General features: G+C 66.8%; 18 protein-coding genes. 15 read left to right on the top strand and 3 right to left on the bottom strand.

Annotated features, from left to right (window positions below; genetic code table 11):
* The first annotated feature begins 52 nt into the window (after window positions 1-52).
* Window positions 53-958: a LysR substrate-binding domain-containing protein gene (locus tag NUV79_RS12540; RefSeq protein WP_257733414.1), complete on the top strand. Its 906-nt coding sequence runs from the start codon at window positions 53-55 to the stop codon at window positions 956-958.
* A 10-nt stretch (window positions 959-968) separates the two neighbouring features.
* Here the strand turns inward: NUV79_RS12540 and NUV79_RS12535 are convergent, their stop codons facing one another.
* Together NUV79_RS12535 and NUV79_RS12530 are read right to left on the bottom strand one after the other, a co-directional pair.
* A complete protein-coding gene (locus NUV79_RS12535) occupies window positions 969-2,162 on the bottom strand; it encodes a glycosyltransferase (RefSeq protein WP_257733413.1) in 1,194 nt (397 codons plus the stop codon).
* Window positions 2,111-2,725 (bottom strand): MarR family transcriptional regulator, encoded by a 615-nt coding sequence (locus NUV79_RS12530; protein WP_257733412.1) that lies wholly within the window; start codon window positions 2,723-2,725, stop codon window positions 2,111-2,113. Before NUV79_RS12530 ends, NUV79_RS12535 begins: the two co-directional genes overlap by 52 nt.
* Before the next feature lie 316 nt (window positions 2,726-3,041).
* Here NUV79_RS12530 and NUV79_RS12525 point away from each other — a divergent pair, with 316 nt between their 5' ends.
* The 14 genes from NUV79_RS12525 to NUV79_RS12460 all read left to right on the top strand — a co-directional run bounded on the left by NUV79_RS12525 (window position 3,042) and on the right by NUV79_RS12460 (window position 21,376).
* On the top strand, window positions 3,042-4,787 hold the full coding sequence (locus tag NUV79_RS12525; RefSeq protein WP_257733411.1) for a type I secretion system permease/ATPase: 1,746 nt from the start codon (window positions 3,042-3,044) through the stop codon (window positions 4,785-4,787).
* The gene (locus tag NUV79_RS12520; RefSeq protein ID WP_257733410.1) at window positions 4,784-6,139 is read left to right on the top strand and encodes an HlyD family type I secretion periplasmic adaptor subunit; all 1,356 of its coding nucleotides are present in this window, start codon (window positions 4,784-4,786) and stop codon (window positions 6,137-6,139) included. Before NUV79_RS12525 ends, NUV79_RS12520 begins: the two co-directional genes overlap by 4 nt.
* A 284-nt stretch (window positions 6,140-6,423) precedes the next feature.
* The gene (locus NUV79_RS12515; RefSeq protein ID WP_257733409.1) at window positions 6,424-7,218 is read left to right on the top strand and encodes a calcium-binding protein; all 795 of its coding nucleotides are present in this window, start codon (window positions 6,424-6,426) and stop codon (window positions 7,216-7,218) included.
* A gap of 134 nt (window positions 7,219-7,352) precedes the next feature.
* Window positions 7,353-9,644 (top strand): glycosyltransferase, encoded by a 2,292-nt coding sequence (locus NUV79_RS12510; protein ID WP_257733408.1) that lies wholly within the window; start codon window positions 7,353-7,355, stop codon window positions 9,642-9,644.
* Window positions 9,641-10,480 carry a class I SAM-dependent methyltransferase gene (locus NUV79_RS12505; protein WP_257733407.1) on the top strand — a complete coding sequence of 280 codons (840 nt, stop codon included), beginning with the start codon at window positions 9,641-9,643 and terminating at the stop codon, window positions 10,478-10,480. The genes NUV79_RS12510 and NUV79_RS12505 overlap by 4 nt, the downstream gene beginning before the upstream one ends.
* A complete protein-coding gene (locus NUV79_RS12500; RefSeq protein WP_257733406.1) occupies window positions 10,477-11,724 on the top strand; it encodes a glycosyltransferase family 4 protein in 1,248 nt (415 codons plus the stop codon). The genes NUV79_RS12505 and NUV79_RS12500 overlap by 4 nt, the downstream gene beginning before the upstream one ends.
* Complete coding sequence (locus tag NUV79_RS12495) at window positions 11,721-12,473, top strand: hypothetical protein (RefSeq protein WP_257733405.1); 753 nt, start codon at window positions 11,721-11,723, stop codon at window positions 12,471-12,473. The genes NUV79_RS12500 and NUV79_RS12495 overlap by 4 nt, the downstream gene beginning before the upstream one ends.
* Before the next feature lie 4 nt (window positions 12,474-12,477).
* Window positions 12,478-14,679 (top strand): glycosyltransferase family 2 protein, encoded by a 2,202-nt coding sequence (locus NUV79_RS12490; protein WP_257733404.1) that lies wholly within the window; start codon window positions 12,478-12,480, stop codon window positions 14,677-14,679.
* 2 nt (window positions 14,680-14,681) lie between these two features.
* Window positions 14,682-15,986 (top strand): glycosyltransferase family 4 protein, encoded by a 1,305-nt coding sequence (locus NUV79_RS12485; RefSeq protein ID WP_257733403.1) that lies wholly within the window; start codon window positions 14,682-14,684, stop codon window positions 15,984-15,986.
* Between the two features lie 32 nt (window positions 15,987-16,018).
* Window positions 16,019-17,215 (top strand): polysaccharide pyruvyl transferase family protein, encoded by a 1,197-nt coding sequence (locus NUV79_RS12480; RefSeq protein WP_257733402.1) that lies wholly within the window; start codon window positions 16,019-16,021, stop codon window positions 17,213-17,215.
* Window positions 17,212-18,384, top strand: coding sequence for a glycoside hydrolase family protein (locus tag NUV79_RS12475; RefSeq protein ID WP_257733401.1), 1,173 nt, complete (start codon window positions 17,212-17,214; stop codon window positions 18,382-18,384). Before NUV79_RS12480 ends, NUV79_RS12475 begins: the two co-directional genes overlap by 4 nt.
* The gene (locus NUV79_RS12470) at window positions 18,381-19,838 is read left to right on the top strand and encodes a polysaccharide pyruvyl transferase family protein (RefSeq protein WP_257733400.1); all 1,458 of its coding nucleotides are present in this window, start codon (window positions 18,381-18,383) and stop codon (window positions 19,836-19,838) included. The genes NUV79_RS12475 and NUV79_RS12470 overlap by 4 nt, the downstream gene beginning before the upstream one ends.
* Before the next feature lie 83 nt (window positions 19,839-19,921).
* Window positions 19,922-20,956 (top strand): GSCFA domain-containing protein, encoded by a 1,035-nt coding sequence (locus NUV79_RS12465; protein WP_257733399.1) that lies wholly within the window; start codon window positions 19,922-19,924, stop codon window positions 20,954-20,956.
* 72 nt (window positions 20,957-21,028) lie between these two features.
* Window positions 21,029-21,376, top strand: a complete 348-nt coding sequence (locus NUV79_RS12460) for a hypothetical protein (RefSeq protein ID WP_257733398.1) — start codon at window positions 21,029-21,031, stop codon at window positions 21,374-21,376.
* A gap of 7 nt (window positions 21,377-21,383) precedes the next feature.
* Here NUV79_RS12460 and NUV79_RS12455 read toward each other — a convergent pair whose 3' ends face one another.
* Window positions 21,384-21,959: a TetR/AcrR family transcriptional regulator gene (locus NUV79_RS12455; RefSeq protein ID WP_257733397.1), complete on the bottom strand. Its 576-nt coding sequence runs from the start codon at window positions 21,957-21,959 to the stop codon at window positions 21,384-21,386.
* Window positions 21,960-22,005 lie beyond the last annotated feature (46 nt).

Below are 22,005 nucleotides of genomic sequence, written 5' to 3'. Positions count from 1 at the left end.
TTTCGCGCAGTCCATGCCGAAATGTTATGTTCGATTCGAGAGAGGATCGAGCATGCTGAACCCGCGCCAGATCGAGGCTTTCCGGACAGTGATCGTAACCGGCGGCATCACCGCCGCCGCGCAGGCGCTGAACGTCACGCAGCCGGCGGTGACGCGATTGATCCAGGACCTGCAATATGCGCTCGGGCTGCCGCTTTTCGTGAAGCGCGGCGCGCGGCTGGTGCCGACCAATGAGGCGCTGTCGCTCTATCGCGAGGTCGAGCGTCAGTTCGTCGGGCTGGAGCGCATCGAGAACGCCGCCCGCAACCTGCGCGACGGGCGGGCAGGCTCGCTGCGCGTCGCGGCGCTGCCGGCCTTCAATGTCGGCTTCCTGCCGCGCGTCGTCGGCCGTTATCTCAAGCAGAAGCCGGACCTGGAGATCGCGATTTACGGGAGCATTTCCTCGCAGGTCGTGGATTGGGTGACGTCGGGCTTCTGTGAACTGGGCTTCGCGCAGCTGCCGCTGGATTTTCCGGGGATCGACATCGAGATCCTGCCGGCGATGGCGCCGGTCGCCGTGCTGCCGACCGGGCACAGGCTTGCGGCCAAGGCCGTGCTGGCGCCGGAGGATTTCGTCGATGAGCCCTTCATCTCGCTCGAGCAGTCGACGCAATTGCGATACCGCATCGATGCGCTGTTCTCGGCCCATCGCGTGGCGCGCCAGACCCGGGTCGAGACGCCGTTGTCGATGATCGCCTGCGGGCTCGTTGCGGCGGGCGCGGGGCTCTCGGTGGTCGATCCGTTCACAGCCGAGGAATATCGCGGCAAGGGTGTCGAGGTGAGACCGCTCAGGCCGTCGGTGACCTACGATATCGCCATCATCTGGGGCGCCGGCCGCTTCCGCTCCGCCGTCGCGCAGGATTTCGCGGAGACGGTTCGGACGGCGGCTCTCGATTTCGCCGGAACGGCAGCGGCGTGAAAACCGGGCCTCAGTCGCTGAACTGATGGATCCAGCCGGTCTGGCGAGCGATACAGCGCTCGCGCTCGTAATCGGCGGTGACGGTTTCCCGTGCGGCGCGGCGCAGCGGCTGCAACAGCGTGGGGCTCGCCAGCGCTTCCTCGATGCGTTCAGCCAGCGCTTCACTGTCATGGAACGGGACGAGCAGGCCGTTGCCGCCGTCGCGGATCACCTCCTTCACCGGTTCGGTGTCGGAGCCGATGACGAGGCAGCCGCAGGCCATGGCCTCCAGCAGCGACCAGGACAGGACGAAGGGGACGGTGAGATAGACATGGGCCGCCGATACCTGGAACAGGCGGACAAGCTCATGATGGGCGAGCCAGGGGATATGGACGATCCGGTCGCCGAGCCTTGTCTCGGCCAGCATCGCCTCGCGCCAGCTGTTGCCGTCGGAACGGGGGCGGCCATAGCCGGAGCCGTCGCCGCCGACCACGACGAAGAGTGCGTCGGGGCGGCGGGCTGCAAGGAGTGCGGCGGCGCGCATGAATTCGGGATAGCCGCGATAGGGATCGAGGTCGCGGGCGACGAAGGTCACGACGGGCATGCAAGGCTCGAGCACGCGGCCGTCGGGCAGGACGAAGGTGGCGTCGGGGTCGGGCCGGCAGAAGCGGGTGTCGATGCCGTCATGGCAGACGGCGATGCGCTGGCGATAGGCGGGCGGGTATTGCCGACGCTGCCACTGCGTCGGCGCATAGGCCGCGTCGAGCGTGTCGAGCGCGAGAAGCTGGGCGGCGTTGCGCATGCGCACGCGTTGGCGGTCGGCGGTCGGGATGGGCTCGTCGATGCCGAAATCGAGATCGGAATCCGTGCTGCGATAATAGTACTCGCAATAGCCGATCAAGCCTGCTTCAGGCAGTGCGTCACGGGCGAAGAGCATGCCGCCCCAGCCGATATGGCCGAGGACGACATCGGGCGGGTCGCTGCGCTTGAGGCGTTCCATCAGGCGGGCCACCGCCTCACCGGTGCGCAGGTGATACTCGGTCGCCGCGAGCGCGGGATGCTGGGTCGTGCTCTCGTCGACTGCATAGACGAGCTGGCGAACGCCCGGCGCCTCCTGCGCCGGACGTTCGGTGATCAGCGTGACCTCGACGCCCTCCGCGACGAGGCTGCCGATCAGAGCAGCGAATTGACCAGATCCTGCGCGATGAACGAATAGGACATGCATGATGCGAGCAGCACTCCGCCGTAGCGGAGCGCGTCGTTCCACCACTGTTCGAGTTGGCGCAGGGTTTCGTGGGTTGTGTGCAGGTCGGTGTCGCGGTTGCTCTCCAGGCGCTGGCCGAACTGGCTGGCTTCGTCGAGCAGACGCAGCCGCTCGCACAGCATCTGCCCCTTGAGCGATAGCGAGATCCGAGCCTGCCGGCGATCGCGCGGCGAGGCCCCGCGGTCGAGATAGCCATTCTCGACAAGCTGCTTGAGATTATAGGAGGCGTTCGAGCCGCCGTAATGGCCGCGGTCAAGCAGATCGCGCACCGCGATCTCGCCTTGTCCGATCGTCATCAGCACCATGACTTGCGATGGCGAGATGTCGTCGATGCCGAGCTTGGCCAACTCAAGCCGGAGGTAGTCGAGGAAGCGCCGGCTGACCCGTTCGATCACCCGCGCCAGGTCAAAAGGGGAAATTCGGCGATCGGGGACCTCTTCGAGGGCACCGGAACCATTCGCCGGATGGTGGCCGTTCAGGGAACTGCCTGAGAATTGCTCGCCGCCGTGCAATTTAAAGTGCATTCCTTACCCCACCTGATCGAAAATTAAACAATCCATCTCTTTTGCCTCTTTGTTGTGGTTGGAAGCCTATAGGCAAAGCACATGCCACCTACGTTAGCTAATAGATAAGATTGTAGTATTCTTTGGATGCGCAGAAACTGTTTCGAAATTCAAAATTTCTCATAGTTCAGCCTTATTTGCTTCTGTCTGAGTCGGTGAGCTACGCTTCTAATCTGTCATAATCTTGACACTCCCTCCATGTCTCGTTGCAAGTCCGATGACGGGGTTTTCCCCGCAGCTCTCTCGGGCCCAACGCATCTCAGTCTCGGAGCCTTGCATGAAGGCGGTGAAGCCGGCGCCCGACGCCCTGATCCGGAATCTCCAGCGCTCGTTCGTCGGCGGCCTGAGCTATGCGGGCTTCCTCAGCCTGTGCGTGAACCTGCTGCTGCTGACCGTCCCCCTGTTCATGATGCAGGTGCAGGACCGCGTGATCGTCAGCCGCAGCCATGACACGCTGACGATGCTTCTGGTGATCGCCGTCGGGGCGCTCGTGCTCTATGGCACGATCGAGTTCATCCGCTCGCTGACCTTCCAGGCGATGGCGAGCATCTTCGCGCGCAAGCTCAATTTGCCGGCTTTGCAGGCGGCCGTGAGCTCCTCGCTCGAAAAGGGATCGAGCCAGGCGACGCAGGCGATCCGCGACCTCAACGACATCCGCTTCTTCATCGCGAGCTCGGCCATCGCGACGCCGCTGGAGGCGGCGTGGTCGCCGATCTTCCTCGCGGTGCTCTTCGCCCTTCATCCGGTCTATGGGCTGGTCGGCCTTGCCTCGCTGATCATCCTGCTGCTGCTCGGCGTGCTCTCGGACATGCTGACCCGGCGCGTCCTGAAGGAAGCCAACGATGCCGGCGTCGCCAGCATCAACGAGGTCGGCGCGAGCCTGCGTCATGCCGAGACGATCGAGGCCATGGGCATGCTGCCGGCGCTGTCGCGGCGCTGGCGCGGCCAGCAGCTGGCGATGATCGAGCAGCTCGACATGGGTACGCGGCGCGGCAAGTTCATCGCTGCCCTGACCCGCTCCTCCCGGATGACGATGCAGCTCGCGGTCTATGCGACCGGCGCCATCCTGATCATCCGCAACGAGGTGACGGCGGGCACGCTGATGGCTGCGAGCATCCTGCTCGGCCGGCTGCTGGCGCCGTTCGATTCGATGATTACGGACTGGCGGCAATGGGTGCTCGCCGCCGCCGCCTGGAAGCGCGTGCGCGAGCTCGTGCTCGGCCGCAGCTCGCAGCGCCAGACGGTGCCGACGCCGCCCTGCCAGGGCGATCTCGTGGTCGACCGCGTGATCTATGCGCCGGCAGGGCAGGAGCTGACGGTCATCAAGAGCGTCTCCTTCTCGTTGCAGCCCGGCGAGGTGCTCGGCGTCGTCGGTCCATCCGGTGCCGGCAAGTCGACCTTGGCGCGCTTGCTCGTCGGCGTGCTCCGGCCCAATGTCGGCGGCGTCTATCTCGACGGGCACAGCACCTATCTATGGGAGCGCGGCTCCTTCGGCGCGATGGCCGGCTATCTCCCGCAATCGGTCTCGCTGCTCAACGGCACGATCGCCGAGAACATCGCTCGCATGCGCGATCCCGATCCGCATGCGATCCTGGAGGCGGCGCGCATCGCCGGCGTGCACGAGCTGATCGGCCGCCTGCCGCTCGGTTACGACACCAATGTCGCCGACAGCGACTTCAATCTCTCCGGCGGTCAGCGTCAGCGCATCGGCCTGGCGCGGGCGCTCTACGGCATGCCGCGCCTGATCGTGCTCGACGAGCCCAATGCCAACCTTGATGCCGAGGGCGAGCAGAGCCTGATCCGCGCCATCGCGGCAGCGCGCGACAGCGGCGCCATCGTCGTGCTGATCGCGCATCGCCCCTCGGTGATGCAGGTCGTCGACAAGCTCCTGGTGCTGCGCGAGGGCCGGGTCCAGCAATTCGGCCCGCGCGGCGAGATTGCCGGCATGATCACGCCCGGTGGGCGGGTCGAGATCGAGCCCGCCGCCAATGCTTCGGCCCCGGTTCGCGAGGTGAAGGCATGACCGGACGTTCCCTGATCAAGCGCCCCGAGCACTCGCTCACCGTGCAGATCGAGCCGGAAATCCCCGAGGAGCGCATGCCGAGCCTGCGCAACCTCGTGCTGGCCGGCGTCGCCGCGATCGGCGTCGGCTTCGGCGGTTTCGGCGCCTGGGCGGTGACGGCACGGCTCGACAATGCCGCCGTCGCACCCGGCCTCGTCGCAGTCGACAGCAAGCGTAAGACCGTTAGCCATCTCGAAGGCGGTATCCTCAAGACCCTGCTCAAGGCGGAAGGCGAGCGTGTCGCGCGGGACGAGCCGCTGCTGCGGCTGGAGGATGCGCGCCAGCGCGCCGAATTGCAGCAATTGCAGGCCAAGCGCATCGGGCTTGAAGCCAAGCTCGCGCGCCTGCGGGCCGAGCAGACAGGCGCCGGCGAGATCGCCTTTCCCGCCGATATCGCGCGGATGGAGTCACCGATCGCGCGCGAGGTGCTCCGGGCCGAGCAGGGCCTGTTCAAGTCCCGCGCGCAGGTCCATGACGGCAAGGTCCATATCCAGCAGCGCGTCATCGAGCAGCATCAGGCGGAGTCGGACGCGCTGAAGGCCCAGATCGACGCCACCACGCAGCAGCGCTCGCTGATCGACGAGGAGGCCAGGATCATGGCCGAGCTCTACGAGAAGCGTTACGCCAAGCGCAGCCAGCTCGTCGAGCTCCAGACCAAGCAGAGCGAATTGTCCGGCAAGGCCGGCGAACTCACCGCGCGCAAGGCCAAGGCCGAGCAGGCGGTTGCCGGCGCCAATCTCGAAATTCTCTCGATCAGCCTCGAGCGGCAGAACGATATCGGCGGGGAGATTCAGGAAGGCCAGCTTCTGCTCTCGGAGGTGACCGAGCGTATTGTTCAGGCCGAAGACGTGTTGCGCCGACTGGTGGTGACCTCGCCGCAGGAGGGCGTCGTCGCCAACATCCGGATGCGCACCGCCGGCAGCGTGATCGCGGCAGGCGAGGCGATCCTCGACATCGTGCCGGAGCACGAGCCGCTGATCGTCGAGGCCAAGGTTGATCCGCGCGACATCGACGCAGTGAAGATCGGTTCCACGACGCGCGTGCGCCTGACGGCGTTCAACTCGCGCCTGCTGCCCCCCTTGCAGGCCAAGGTGAGCTATGTCGCGCCGGACCAGTTGATCGACGAGAAGACCGGCGCGCCCTATTTCGTGGTGCGAGCCGAGATCGATCCGGACAGCCTGCGCGACTACAAGGTCTCGCTGCATGCCGGCATGACCGCCGAGGTCATGATCGTCAACGGCGCGCGCCGCGCCATCGACTACCTGCTCTCGCCGATCACCGACAGCTTCAACCGAGCTTTCCGCGAGGATTGAGCGCGCTTTTGGCGCTGCGGCAGCCTGTTATCGGCATATTTCGATTTTGGAAGTATTTCTTGTCGAATACTGATGGAATATCGATCGTAAAATAAAGTCTAAATCATGCTGCATCGCAAAATCGTCACAATAAATCTCTTGCTGCAGCGCATCTATTGAGCAATTCTCATGTGGTCGAGCGACAGTCTGATCTATTGATCGCTGTCGGAAATGTCCTGGTCTTTCCGTTTTGCGGTGCGGCCGCAGAACGTTCCAGGTTCACCAGATCGCCCAGGAGGTGCCGTATGGCGACGATCGAAGGAAGTGCATTCGACGACTTTTTGATTGGGAGTCGTTTCAGTGACGTGATTCTCGCCGGAGCTGGCGACGATATCGTCAAGGGTGGGGATCAGGTCGATTCCCTGTTCGGCGAGGAAGGCGACGACACGCTGTTCGGCGACGGCGGCAATGACGCCCTGTTCGGCGGCGAGGGTAACGATACCCTGTTCGGCGGGCTTGGCGACGATGTCCTGTCCGGCGATGAGGGTAATGACGCCCTGTTCGGCGGCGAGGGCAACGACATCCTCACCGGCGGCGCGGGCGACGATATCCTGCGCGGCAATAACGGCGACGATGTCCTGATCGGCGGTGAAGGCAACGACATCCTGCAGGGCGGGCCCGGCGACGATATCCTCCAGGGTGGCGCCGGAAACGACGTCCTTCAGGGCGGTGACGGGGCCGACATCCTCAATGGCGGCGAGGGCAACGACATCCTGCAGGGTGGCGCTGGCGACGACATGCTGTTCGGCGGTGCCGGCAACGACATCCTGCAGGGCGGTGCCGGCAGCGACACCTTCGTGTTCGAGGGTGGCGGCGGCAACGACGTCGTCCTCGATTTCGAGGCCGGCTCGGACATGCTGCAGATCGCGTCCGACATCAACGGCACGGGCATCAGCTCGGCAGAAGACGTCGCGGCGCGCGCCACCACCGTCGGCGGCAACACCGTCGTCGATCTCGGCAATGGCGACACCCTGACCCTGGTCGGCGTCTCCGCCGAAGACGTTCAGGCCGATCCGAACTCCTACTTCACGGTCGCCTGATCCTGATGCTGCCTCTCGCTCGGCCGCTGCGGCCGGGCGGGAGGCTCGCAGCTCCCGGAGCGCGCACGCCCCCGGAAAGCCTCCCCCGCTTTCCGCATGCGCTCCGGGATTTTCCGTGCCGCAGGAACGCCCCAATGCTTTCTCTCGCGCCCGTCGCGATGGCGACGACACCGCCTGCCCAGCTCGAACTCCACCGCCTCGGCGGCTCGGTCTTCCTGCTCTGCTGGACGCTTGAGGCCTCGCCCTTCGGCAAGCCCGCGATCGCGCTCACGGCCAGCGGCCGGCGCCTGCCCGCGGCCTCGATCTCGCTCGGCCTGCGCGATGGACGCGAGCGGCTCGCCGTCGCCTTCCGCTCCGCCGGCCATGACAATGTCGTCGCGACCCTCAGCGACCATGGTCCGCAAGGCGAGGTGACGGCCGGCTTCGATCCGACGCTGGTCCACGGCCTCGCCGACCCGGCTGAAATCCTCAAGGACCTGACGCCGCAGGCGCGCCTGACGCTCGCCAATGCGCTGGTCCGGGCCTGGCCGCCCCTGTTCGGCCTCGCCGCGATCCCGAATTACCTGTCCTTCCTGCGCCAGTTCCTGCTGACCTTGTTCCCGAAGCCTATCGCGATGCAGCCGACTGCGGCGCTGGTCGAGGGGCAATGGCTGTTCGAGACGGTCGTGCCCGCCGATTTCGGCGCCTTGCAGGGCGTCGCCCGTCTCGATGGCGCGGGGCTGACGCGCCTCGATCTCAAGGCCCGCCTTGGCGCGGCCGATCGCAGCGGCAGGCGCGAGGCCCATCTTGTGCTGGACGCTCCGCCGAGCCGCGGCGGTGGATTACTGATCTTGCAAGGCGAGCGCTCGCTGGTGCTGCGCGCGCTGCCCGGCCGGCAGTCCGCGCCTTCGCTCGGCCGCTGGTGGGCCGGCAAGGCCGCAAGCCGCGATGGTTTGCGCAACTGGGTCGTCGAGCAGCTTGCCGGGCTGTCGGAGCAGGGCCGCCTGCTTGCCATCGAGATGCAGCGGCGCGTGCCGCTCGCCGTGCAGCATGTGCGCCGCAGCGACGACCTGCCCGCTGCCGAGCTTGATCTTGCCGTCTGCAACCGCGCCGGGCTGCTGATCGGCGGCTGGCTGCGCGATCCCGACGATCTCCTCGAAGAAGTGCTGCTCCATCGCGGCAACGGCGAGCCGATCGCGATGCTCTCGCGGTTGCAGCGTTTCCCCGTGCGCCTGCCGACGGGTGCGGATGGCGAGACGCGCGCCGGGACGGGGTTCGCGGGTTTCGCTGCCGATTATGCCGGCGGCGCGCCGGTGTTGCAGCCGCGCTGCGAGATCAAGCTGAAATCCGGAACGACGCTGACATTGCGCCCGCCGGTGCAGCCAGCCGATGCCGTGACGATCCGGGCGAGGGCGCTGGCGGCGATTCCGCCGCAATACCTCACCGCGGAGATGATCGAGACGACGCTCGCGCCGATCCTCGCCGCCTGCCAGGAGGATTTGCGCGACAGCCGGCCGGGACCGGTCGTCAAGGCGTATGGGCAATTGCCGGCGCGGCCGAAGGCTTCGGTCGTGATCCCGCTCTACCGCGTCTATGATTTCCTGCGCGTGCAGGTCGCGGCCTTCGCCGGCGATCCGTGGTTCTCGGAGCATGCCGAGCTGATCTATGTGCTCGACTCGCCCGAGCACGAAGCCGAGGTCGCGCATCTGCTCGGCGGCCTGCATCTCGCCTATGGCTTGCCGATGCAGCTCGTCGCGATGCGGCGCAATGGCGGCTTCTCGGCCGCCTGCAATGCCGGGGCTGCCGTAGCCCGCAGCGAGGCGCTCGCCCTCGTCAACTCCGACGTGATTCCGACCGGCAATGGCTGGCTCGAGGGCTTGATCGCCCGGCTCGATCGTCGCGCAAAAGTCGGCGCCGTCGGGCCGAAGCTGCTCTATGACGACAATTCGCTGCAGCATGCGGGGTTGTTCTTCAAGCGCGACAGCAAAGGCACCTGGCTCAACCATCATTACTTCAAGGGCATGCCCGGCAGCTATGCGCCGGCGAACGTCGAACGGCCCGTACCGGGGGTCACCGGCGCCTGTATCGTGATGGCGCGCGATCTCTACGAGGAACTCGGCGGCTTCGACGAGAGCTATGTGATCGGCGATTACGAGGACAGCGATCTCTGCCTCAAGATCAGGCGCGCCGGCTTCGGCATCCTCTATGTCCCGGATGTCGCGCTCTACCATCTCGAACGGCAATCGATCGCGCGTAGCATCGACTACACGCGCGGCGCCGCCTCCCAGCACAATGCCTGGCTCCAGAGCCAACGCTGGGGCGCCCAGATCGAGGCGCTGATGCAGGCCTTCGAGACCTCCGCGCCGGAACTGGCGCTGCCGGCCCCGGCACCTGCCGAGCCCGACCTTGTTCCCCGCTTCACCTTCAGGAGAGCGACCGCCGCATGACCGCCCTGAGACAGATCGCACCGGAGCCAGTTCCCGCGGAAGCCTCCGTCGGGCCCGAGCTCGACTGGCTCCTGGCCTCGCTGCAGAGCAACCGCTTCATGCCGCACCCGCCGCCGGATTCGATCTTCGTCGGCGACGGCGACTATCGCGCCATCGGCGCCGAATTCCTCGGCCATTTCATCCGCATCGGCCGGCTGAAGCCGGATGAGCGCGTCTTCGATATCGGCTGCGGCATCGGCCGCATGGCGGTGCCATTGACGCAGTATCTCGACCCCGAGCGCGGCAGCTATGACGGCGTCGATCCGGTGATGGAGGGCATCCTCTGGTGCGCCCAGACGATCACGCCGGCCTATCCGCGCTTCCGTTTCCAGCGGCTCGACATCGCCCATCCGCTGTATAATCCGGCCGGTTCGCTACCGGGCATCGAGGTGCGCTTCGGCTTCGCCAATGGCAGCTTCGACTTCGTGACGATGACCTCGGTCGCGACGCATCTGCCGCCGGAGGAACTCGTGGTCTACCTGCAGGAGGCGGCGCGCCTGCTCTCACCGGGTGGGCGGCTCTTCCTCACCGCCTTCGCCCTCGATGGCGCCTCGACCGGGCAGGAGCGCCTGTCGTTCAAGCGCTGGCAGGACGGGCCGGGCTGGTACGCCATCGACGAGGCGCCGCTCGCGGCCGCCGGCATCGACAGCCGCTTCCTGCTGGAGCAGACGGCTGAGGCCGGGCTCGCCGTCGAAGCGCTCAGGCCGGGCCATTGGCGCGGCATCAGCGCGGCGCATTACCAGGACCTGCTGATCGCGACGAAGCCGGGGGGCAAGCAACCGGGGGGCGTGGCATGAGCCGGCGCATTCTCGTCGTCGCGCATAACCATCCGTCGCTGCATCCGGGCGGCACCGAGATCTTCGCGCATGACCTGTCGCAAGCCTATCGCGAGCAGGGCTGCGAGGTTCTGTTTCTCGGCGCGACCAATGCGATGCATCGCGGGCCGCATCCCGGCACGGCGCTGCAGGCGATCGGCGAGGACGTGGTGCTGTGGAGCGCGCATTACGACCGCTTCCACATGAGCCAGATCGACCATTACGGCACGCTGCAGGACCTCGCGACGCTACTGGAGGAGTTCCGGCCGGACGTGATCCACGTCCACCATCTCGTGCTGATCGGCGCGGAGTTCCTGACGCTGGCGCGACGGCTGCTGCCGCAGGCGGCGATCGTGATGACGCTGCACGACTACTATCCGATCTGCCACCATGACGGGCTGATGGTGCGGCCGGGCGACCGCCAGCGCTGTAACGGCTCCTCGCCCTCGGCCTGCCATGGCTGCTTCCCCGAGATCGGCTCCGACCGCTTCCTGCTGCGCGAGCGCTTCATCAAGACGCATCTCGCCGCCGTCGACCGCTTCGTCGCGCCGAGCCGCTTCCTGCGCCAGCGCTATGTCGATTGGGGCTTAGCCAGCGAGCGGATCGAGGTCATCGCCAATGCCCGCCCGGCACAGGAGGCCGCGCCGTATCGGCAGGCCAAGGGGCGCCGTACCAGCTTCGGCTATTTCGGCAACCTCAATCCCTGGAAGGGCGTGCTGCCGCTGTTGCAGGCGGCGCAGTTGCTGCGCGCCTCCGGCGAGACCGAATTCTCCCTGCGCATCCATGGCGGCGCGCCGTTCCAGAGCGAGGTCTTCACGACTGCGTTCGATGCGGCGCTCGCAGGCGCCGAGGGCGTTGTTACCCATTGCGGGCCCTATTCCCGCGACGAGGTGCCCGGCCTGATGGCCGAGGTTGACTGGGTGGTGATGCCCTCGATCTGGTGGGAGAACGCGCCGCTCGTCATCCAGGAAGCGTTCCAGCATCGCCGCCCGCCGATCGTCAGCGCCATCGGCGGCATGGCCGAGATGGTGCGCGACGAGATCGACGGGCTGCATGTCCGGCCGGGCGATCCGGTCGCGCTGGCCCGTACGTTGCGCCGGGCGATGGAGGAGGCCGGCCTCTGGCAGCGCCTCGTCCACGGCGTTGCCGAGCAGCCGACGCTGGCCGACTGCGCCGGCCGCCACCTCGCCCTCTTCGATGACCTCAAGCTCGCGGAGGCCGCATGACCACGGCTCAGCATCAGGACAACGAAGTCCGCCTGCCCAACGTCAATCCCGCCCGCCTGAACGGGCGGGTCGATGCCCTCGATGGCAGCCGGCTGCATGGCTGGATCTGGGACGAGGCCCGTCCCGACGAGGCGATCACCGTCAGGATCTCCCTGGACGGCAAGGTCGTCGCGGAAACGAAGGCCGACCAGAGCCGTATCGACCTGCGCCGCAACGGCATCGGTGACGGCAAGCACGCCTTCTCGATCGATCTCGACGAGACGCTGGTCGCGGCGCGCGCCCGGCTGAGCGTCGTCGGCATATCGCCTGCGACCGGCGCTGAGTTCGAGCTGCGCCTGCCGGCGGCGGACGAGCTCGCGGCGGAGGCGGCGATCGCGGTGCCGCTGGCGCGCTTTTTCGACAAGGTCGAATTGCTGATCGCGCTCAACCGGCGCGGCCAGCTTGCCCAGAAGGAGCTCAACGAGAAACTCGACCGCATCGTGGCGCGGCTCGAAGAGAACCACGCGCTGGCCGAGGCGACCAAGGCCGAGACCGAGAGCCAGAGCGAGATCGTCCGCCGGCTCGGCGAACTCGACGTTTTCCAGTTGCGTTTCGACGGCACCTTGCGCGGCTTCGACGAACGGCTCGACGCGATCCGCAAGGAGGCGCGGGCGCCGCTCAGGCAGGTCACCGTCATCCTCGGCTTCCTTTCGGCGCTCGCCGCGGTGATGTCCTTCGTCACGCTCGCCGTCACCCTGTGGGGAGGGTGAGCCGATGAGCGAGGTCATCGTTCCCGAGAGGACCGCGATCGCGCAGGCGCCGACCGTCTCCTGGACGCCGCTCGGCGAGAACGCGATCCTCGTGCGCAGCCATTGCGACGCGATTCCGGCGAAGGTGCCGGTTGCGGTCGACGGCAACCCGCGCAACCGCGCCCAGACGATGGTGCTGAGCTGGCGCCGGCCCGGTGCCGAGCTCTCGGCGGCGACCGGCTTCCTGTGCCTCGCGCCGGCGCCGAGCGTCGACGATAGCGGCACCGGTGCTCTGCTGATCGGCCGCCCCGACCGGCCGCTACGCCTGATCTTGGCGCCCAAGCCGCAGCCCCTGCAGGCCTTCCTCTCCGAGCTCGCCGACGATGCCGGGCAGGCCTTCCCGAGCGTGGTCGACGGCTTGCTCGAAGTGCTGCTGACCGGCGCACCGAACCCGCGCCGCCTCAGGGCCGTGGCGATGCTGCTGCAGACGGTCGCACGGCCAGGCGGCTTCGTCGAGGTGATGGGTAAGCTCGACGATATCGCTGGATCGGGCGGCGGCATCTTCCTGCAGGGCTGGACGTCACATTTCGCCGCCGGGCGCGTGAAGCTCCTGATCTCGCATGGTGGGCTGTCGCCGGCCCATCTCGAAACCGGGACCTTCGAGCGTGACGATCTCGGCGAGGGCGCGCGCGGCTTCTTCGGCCTGCTGGAGGATTGCCACGCCCAGCATCCCGGCGAGATCGAGCGGCTTTATTTCCGCGGCAATGACGGCTGGCGCGCGCTTGAAGTCTACGAGCGTCATGTCCTGCTCGAGCCGATCACGGTTCCCGGCCATCTGCGCGACGGCTTGCAGCGCGGTACCGCCCCGCAGGCCACGGCCGACAAGCTGAAGCGCGCCTCGCAGCGCTTCGACGGGCGCGACACGGTCTGCCTGCTGGAGGAGCCGGTCCGGGCCGGCATCGACTCGGTCACGGTGGTCGAGGGCACCGGCGTGCTCATCATCGGCTGGCTGTTCGATCCCGAGCGCCGGGTCGGCGGCGTCTCGCTGCGCAGCGGCAGCCAGTCCTGCGCCGTCGACCGCGTGTGGACGCGGGTGCAGCGCGCCGACGTGACGGCGGCCTTCATGGAGGACCCGCGCTTCGGCCCGGCCTTGGCCTCTCGCCGTAACAATCACGGTTTCATCGTCTTCGCGCCAAAACTTCTGCCCGAAGCCGACCAGCCGCTGCATCTCGCCTTCGAGGTGCAGGGTACGGGCCCCGCCTTCCTGCCGCTCGAACCTAACCGCGCCCCGGCGCGTCGCGCGCTTGAGCGCGTGCTCGGCCTGCTCGACCCCCGTTCCTCGACCGCGAACGCCGTGGTCGAGCGCCAGATCGCGCCGGCCTTGCAGGCGGCCGAGATCGCGCCGCCGCGCGCCGCCGAGACGCTCGATGTCGGCACCTTCGATCCCGAGGCCCAGCTCGGCCTCGTCATCGGCCTCGATCATCGCCATCGCGAATTGTCGGCGCTGTTCGCATTGCTCGCGATGGACCCGGAAGCGCGGCCCTTGCCGATCGTGCTCGCGGCGCCCTCGGAGAGCTTCGACCGCGTCGGCGCCGAAGCGCGGCGGCTGGCGCGCTTCTATGGCTTGTCGGTACGCCTCGTCGCGGTCGAAGGCGTCGAGGATGCCTGCGATGCACTGGAGGCGGGCGTGCGTGCGTGCCGCTTCAACACCGTCGCGCTGCTGTCGGGCGCTGCGCAGATCCGCATGCCCGGCTGGCTCAGCCGGCTGGAGCGGGCCTATCGGGCGCGGGGCGGCCAATGCGTGGCGAGCCCGACGCTGCTCTTCGAGGACGATTCCATCCGCTGGGCCGGCGCCTGGCTGGAAGGCGAGGGGGCGAGCCGGCGCATCGCCAACCGTTTCGTCGGCTATCCCCTGGAGGCGGTCGGCAATCTCGGGCCCATGGAGGTCGCGGCCGGGGCCAGCGAATGCTGCGTCCTGTCGCGCGCCGCCTTTATGGAGGTCGGCGGCTTCGCACGCAATTATTTCACCACGGCGGAGAAGGGGCTCGATCTCTGCCTCAAGCTCCGGATGGCGGGCTCGCCCTCGCTCTGGGTGCCCGATGTCGAGGTCTATGCCGTCGACGATGCGGAGACCGCGACGCCCCATGCCGGCGCGCTCGCCCAGCTCGCCGACCGCACCAGCTTCGACCGGCGCTGGGCGCTCGCCATCTCCAACATGAAAGGCTGAGGATGCGGGTTCTCGTGATATCGCACGGCCATCCTTCGCTCTCGCTCGGCGGGGCGGAAGTGGCGTCCTACAACCTGCACAAGGGCTTGCAGGCCGGCGAGGGCGTCGATTCCCATTTCCTTGCCCGCGTCGGCGCGCCGACGCCGCGCCATGCCGGCACGGCCTTGATGAGCCTGCGCCAGCGCGGCGGCGAACTGCTCTACTACGCCGAGGATTACGACCACTTCCTGATCTCGAACCGGGCAACGGAGGAGATCGACCGCGATTTCGTGCGCGTGCTGAACGACCTGAAGCCCGACGTGGTGCATTTTCACCATTTCATCGGGCTCGGGCTCGAATGCCTGTTCGCGGTGCGTGACGCGCTGCCGGACGCGCTGATCGTGGTGACCTTCCACGAATACCTCTCGATCTGCCACCACCACGGCCAGATGGTGAAGACCGGCGCCTTCAAGCTCTGCTACCGGGCCTCACCGACCGATTGCAACGCCTGCTTCCCGGACATCTCGCCCGCCCGCTTCCTGGCGCGCGAGACCTTCATCAAGGGCATGCTGGGGCTGGCCGACCATTTCGTCTCGCCGAGCCGCTTTCTCGTCGATCGCTATGTCGACTGGGGCCTCGCCGAGGAGCGCTTCTCGGTGATCGAGAACGGCATCGACGTGGCGGGTGCCGCGCCGCCACGCCCGTTGCCGGACGGCAAGGGACGGCGTTCGCGCTTCGCTTATTTCGGTCAGCTCACGCCCTACAAGGGCGCCGATGTGCTGATCGACGCGGTGACGCGTATTCCGGAGAAGGTCTGGGGCGAGGATTCGATCCTGCTGGTCTATGGCGGCAATCTGGAGCGGCAGCCACAGGCCTATCAGGACAAGTTCGCCAAGCTGGTCGAGGCGGCCGGCCGGCGCGTGCGCTTCTGCGGCGCCTTCCAGAACCGCGAGATGCCGAACCTGATGCGTTCGGTCGACTGGATGGTGATGCCGTCGGTCTGGTGGGAGAACTCGCCGATCGTGATCCAGGAGGCGTTCTTCCACGGCCGCCCGATCCTGGCGAGCAATCTCGGCGGCATGGCTGAGAAGATCACCGACGAGGTCGACGGCCTGCATTTCCGGCCCGGCAGCCCGGAAGACCTCGTCGACTGCATGACGCGCGCGCTGACCGAGCCCGGTCTTTGGGAGCGGCTGCGCGGCGGCATCAAGCGGCCGATGAGCCATCGCGAATGCGCGGGCTCGCATCTCGACCTCTACCGCCGCCTCCTCGTCGAGCGCAGCAAGCCTGTCCCCGCGCGGCAGGACCCTGCCGCGATGATCGCCTGAAACCATAACGAAACAACAGGGGAGACCCGACCATGGCCCGCATCCTCGTCATCAGCCCCTCCGGGGAGGTCTATGACCACGACAATGTCCGCTGGTATCGCCATGCCGATCTGCAGAGCCATATCGAGCACTATCACAATATCGGCGATGCCTTCGTCTTCGATTCCTCGCTGAAGCTGCTCAATTTCGAGAAGCTCGACGAGTTGCCAATCGATCGCGTCGATCCCGCGATGATCGACCGGCTCAATGCCGAATACGACTACGTCTTCCTGCGCGGCTCGAACTATGTCCATGCGCAGATGAACTGGTCGAAGGCCGCCGAAGTGCTGCGCCGGCTTAAAATTCCGGTGATCGCCTTCGGCATCGGCGCGCAGGCTCCGGTCAGCGGCAAGCTGGAATTGAGCGAGGACACCAAGACGGTGCTCAAGCTCATTGCAGATTCGACGGCGTCGCTCGGCGTGCGCGGCACCTACTCCGCGGAGGTGCTGAACGATCTCGGCATCAGGAATGTCCGCATCATCGGCTGCCCGACGGCGTTCCGGAACAACGATCCCAACCTCGCCATCCGGCTGCCGCCCCTGGAGCAGGTCAAGACCGCCGGCGTCACGCTGCGGCGCGAGGTCTCGAAGACCTATGCCCAGGACATCAAGCGCTACCTCACCTTCCACCGCTCGCTGGTGAAGGCGATGGCGGACCGTTTCGAGGTCACGCTGATGTCGCAGGGCGAGGTCGAGGAAAAGAAGCTCGCGCTCGGCACCATCGACCAGCAGGCACAGGCGATGACGGCGCTGCGTGCGAACGAATGGGCCAATAACTGGTATCTCGACGAGCAGGTCGAGCGGCTCTACCAGACCCGGATGTTCTATTCCGACGTGGTCGCGGAATATGAGCGGCTGGTGCGCGGGCTCGACCTCGTGCTTGGCTACCGTCTGCACGGCAACCTGATGGCGCTCGCGAACGGCACGCCCTCGATCTACTTCACCTATGACAGCCGCACGGTCGAGTTCGCGGATACGTTCAAGATTCCGAGCGTCGACGTTTTCGCCGGCCAGGATTTCAGGCTGGAGGAGTATTGGGAGCAGGCGCGCTTCGACCGCTTCAACGCGGCCTACGGGCAGGTCTATAGCGCGATGAGCGCCTTCCTCAGCGAGAACAAGGTCGACCACAAGATGGTCAGGCGGGCTGCGGTTGCTCAGGAGGCGCCCGCGCCGGAAAGGAAGGTGGCATGAGGGCCGCCCGCATCCTGCGTGGGGCGCTGTCGGCGGCCTGCCTGCTGCTGGCAGTGCCCGCGATGGCGCAGGGCTATCGGCTCGAGCTCGCGCCCGACGCGCAGGAGGAGACGGTGGTGTCCTGGGCGCGCGAGCGTTGCGAGCAATGGGACCTGCCGGACGCACCGCTGCGCGCTTTCCGCGACGACAAGGGCGAGGTCGTCGCCTTCGCCAGCCATTACCGCAACCGCCCGCTGATCGGCCGCGACCTCGCCTCCATCCGCAAGAGCTGCGCGGTTTCCTTCGAGGCGAAGAACAGCGCCGATCCCAGCGCCTTCAGCGACAAGAGCTGGATCGCCGCGACCTGGACAGGCGATGGGCGCCATGTCGAGGCGCTGATCCATGCCGAGTACCATGCCGATAAGCACCCCGGCGCCTGCCGCTTCAAGGAGGCGATGAGCTGCTGGTACAATGTCGTGACCGCCGCCCGCTCGAACGATGGCGGCCGTAGTTTCAGGACCGACGAGCCGCGACCCTTGGTGGCGGCGCCGCCTTACAAACAGGATGTCGGACAGGGTCGGCATCGCGGCTTCTTCAACCCCTCGAATATCGTCGAGAAGGACGGCGTCTGGTACGCGCTGATCGCGACGACGGGCGGCGAGGGCCAGAAGAACGGCGTCTGCCTGTTCCGTTCGACGGATATCAAGGACGCGACGGCGTGGCGCGCCTTCGACGGGCAGGATTTCACGATTCCGGCGGTCGATCCCTATCGCGACGACCTGAGCCAGGCACGGCCGTGCCAGCCGCTCAGGCACCTGCCGACGACGGTCGGCTCGGTCACGCGGCACGAGGCGAGCGGGCAATGGCTCGCGATCTTCCATCTCGGCCCCGACCCCAGGCAGGGCGTCTCCGGCGGACGCGTCGCCTATAGCTGGTCGAAGGACCTCGTGACTTGGTCGCCGCTGCAGACGCTCGTCACGCATCCGACGATGTGGAGCAAGGATTGCGGCGACCGCGACCGCTACGGCTATGGCGCCGTGGCTGACCCGGCCTCACCCTCGCGCAATTTCGAGACCACGGGCGACCAGCCCTTTCTGTTCATGACCAAGATGCATGTCGCCGACTGCAAGATCGGCCCGCAGCGCGATCTCGTCCGCATCAAAATCCGCATCGTGAAGGACAATCCATGAATGCGCCCGCCCATCCACTTCCGGCCAGCCAAGCCGTGCAGACCATGAAGATCCTGCGCGCTACGACGCAAGAGGTCGTCGTACTCGTCGCCCGCGAGCCTGGCGGGAGCTGGCCGTCGCTGCGCCTGCTGCTTGACGGGCAGGACTACGCCACGATCAACCCGGGCGCGCTCGTCACCGGCGATGCAACGGTGGCCGAGATCGCCATCCCGCTGCCGGCCCTGCCGGAGACGCGTCTGCGCTCCATCGCGGTGGCGGATGCGCGCACCGGCGCGCTCGCGCCCGGCTCGGAATTGCGGCCGGTCTCGAAGACCAAGGCTCTGCGGGCGCTGGTGATCTATCCGGCGGGCGAGGTCTACGACCACGACAAGGTGCGCTGGTACCGCGCGCCGATGGAGAAGCTGCTCAGCGACTACTTCAATATCGGGGACATGATCGTCTACGACTCGACGCTGAAGCTCCTCGATTACGCGCATCTGGAGCCGATGAAGATCATGTCGCCGACCGATGCCGACATCGCGCGCTATGCCAGCGAGTTCGACTTCGTCTTCGTGCGCGGCTCGAACTTCATCCATGAGAGCATGGAGTGGTTCCGTGCGGTCGAGGTGCTGGAGAAGGTCAAGCTGCCGGTCTACGCCATCGGCGTCGGTGCGCAGGCGAGCCAGAACCGTCGGATCGAACTCCCCGAAGCCTCGAAGCGCTTCTGGTCGATCGTGGCGGAGCGTTCTGCCGCCATCGGCGTGCGCGGCGCCTTCAGCGCCGAGACGCTCAGGCAGAACGGCATTCGCAATGTCGAGGTCGTCGGCTGCCCCTCGATCTTCCGCACCCGCAATCGCGACCTCAGGATCCGTGTCCCCGACCAACGGGACATCCGCAAGGTCGCGTTCAGCCTGCGTCGTGAAGCCGACAAGAGCTATACCGCCGACCCGGAAGCCTATCTGCGCAACCAGAAGGCCGCGCTGCTCAAGGTCGATGCCCAAAGCGAGATGGTGATGTCCTCGCATGGCGAGCAGGAGGAGAAGGCCTTCTTCCTGCGCGATCCCGCCGCGAAGGAGAAGGCCGTCGCCGAATTCACCCGGACCGGCTGGTGGAACGGGGCGGAGGATGCCGCGATGCGCCGGATCTACGAGAAGCAGCTCTTCTCGTTCTTCGATGTCGAGCATTACGACGCCTTCGCCCGCTCGCAGGACCTCGCCGTGGGCTATCGCGTCCATGGCGTGCTGCCGGCGGTGGCGCATGGCGTGCCCGGCGTGCTCGTCGCCTATGACACGCGCAGCCAGGAACTGGCCGAGACGCTGAAGATCCCGGTCGTGCCGGAGGCGGCGTTGGCCGAGGGCGGGTGGCGCGCGGTCTATCAGGAGGCGGCGCTGAACGGCCTCGCGAAGAGCTATGCCGGATCCTACGACCGGATGCGCGGCTTCCTCGACCGGAACGGCATCCCCAACCGGATGTGAAGGGCCAGCCCGGACCCATGACCGGCCCTCGCAGAGGCGCGAAGGCCTTCCGGCTATCGGCTTCCACGAACCAGGAGACGATCATGAAGATCGAGTACGATGCGGGCACGGCCCTTTCGATCATGCGCGGCAATCCCGTGCGCGGCTGGACCTCGGGCAAGCCAGAGAAGATGGCCAAGGAACGCCTGACCACGGGCGACTATGTCGCTGTGGAGCACAAGTCGAAGTTCAAGCTCGATCCATCCGAGCCGATCTTCACCATGGGTTCGTGTTTTGCGCGCGAGGTCGAGAACATCCTGATGATGCGCGGCCTGCCGCTGCTGCTCGAAGGCCATGGCGTGCCGGCCGAGCATTTCGAGAGCTGGAACGAGGAGAACGGGCGCGGCGGCGGGGCCGATCGCGGCCAGCTCAGCCGGGGCGCGCTGAACAAGTACTCGGTGCGCTCGATGACGCATGAGATCAAGCGCGTCCTGCTCGGAGAGAGCTACCCGGACGAGGGGCTGATCGAGCTTGCGCCCGGGCAATGGTTCGATCCGCAGGCCAGCGGCCTCAGGCTGCTCGATCGCGAGACCGCGCTCGCCAACCGCCAGCGCCTCACCGCCGCGACCGCGCAGATCAGGCAGGCGCGCGTCTGCTTCTTCACGCTGGGGCTGACCGAGACCTGGCTCGACGCCGAGACGGGCATCGCCATGAATGCCCATCCCGGCCCGGTCTGGCTGCAGCGCATGCCGGAGCGCTTCCGCTTCGTCGATTACGGCTATGACGCGACGCTGGCCGACATGCTCGACATCATCGGGCTGATCCGCGAGCACTGCCACCCGGAGATGCGCTTCGTCGTCACGGTCTCGCCGGTGCCGTTCGGCGCGACCTTCAAGGATGCCGATGTCATCGTCGCCAACAGCGCCTCGAAATCCGTGCTGCGGGCCGTGGCGGAGGAATTGTTCCGGCGCCACGACTTCGTCGACTACTTCCCGAGCTACGAGATCGTGCTCAACTCGCCCCGCGCGCTCGCCTTCCAGGACGACCAGCTCCATGTCGCGCGCGACATGGTCGGGCATGTGATGGAGACCTTCCAGGGCGCCTATCTCGCGCCGCAGGAGCAGCCGCGGGCGGCCTGAGCGCGACCGCAGGCCCGGCGTCATCCGTATGGACGATGCCGGGTGCCGCGCCGGATGGGATTATGCGGGCCCATGAAGATCGTAGCGGCAACAGTCCTGCTTGGCCTCCACTTGCAATCCGTTCAGGCCGAAACCCTGTTCGTGACCTGCGACAACGGCATCCGCTGCTTCCGGGCGCCGTGCCCGGCCCGCGACGTCCTGCTGCTGCCCTCCAACCGGCGCCTGCCCGGCACGGAAGCTTCGCTGGAGCAACTGACCGTCGCTGAGCGCAAGCGCGTGGCGGATGTCAGTGGCAGCTACTACGGCACGATCGTCTTCGCCGGCGAGATCGATGAAAGCCGGAAGCCGCCGGTGATCGCGACGCGCATCGTCCGCAACGCGACGAAGGTCGAAGCCGCTCTCTGCCGGAAGCGTTCCTAGAACGCGGTCACGGATCGCGACCGAGCAGGGCGCGATGCCAGCTCAGCGAGAGCGTCCCGGCGAATTCGTCATCGCCGAGGCCGAGGGCCAGGCCCCGCGCGAAGACCTCGTGCAGCAGCTTGTCGACCATGGCGATGCAGCCCAGCGCCGTCGCGAGGCGCTGGGGGATCGGCTGCGCCGCCAGCGAGGGCTCCTCGCGCTCCGCCGCGCGCAGGACGCGATGGGCCAGCGCGAGATTGGCTTTCAGGCCGATTGCAGCGAACTCGTCCAGTTCGTCGGCAAGCTGCCCTTGGCAGCGCATCAGGCCGATATTCCGGCGGTAGAGGTCGATATAATAGAGATGCCCGACGACGAGCCGCTGATAGAAGCTCTGGCCGGGCTGGCGCTGCGGCCGGTGCGCGCGGATCGCTTCCATGAAGGCTGTCAGCACGTCATGGGCGACGCCGCGCTTGTCCTTCCAGTGCAGGTAGAAGGTGCCGTGGGCGAAATCGGCGCGCTTGCAGACATCGGCGACCTTGAGCCCACCGAAGCCCGAATCCTGAATCAGTTCCGCCGCCGCGATCATCAGTTTTCGGCGGGTCATCTCCGAGCGCGACAGTTTCGGCGCGGCTTCCAGTTCGGCTCGCATC

Source organism: Allobosea sp. 47.2.35 (genome assembly GCF_024655635.1).
Classification (GTDB): domain Bacteria; phylum Pseudomonadota; class Alphaproteobacteria; order Rhizobiales; family Beijerinckiaceae; genus Allobosea.
The sequence above is the reverse complement of the archived record's forward strand: the minus strand, read 5'-3'. Positions and strand labels throughout refer to the sequence as shown.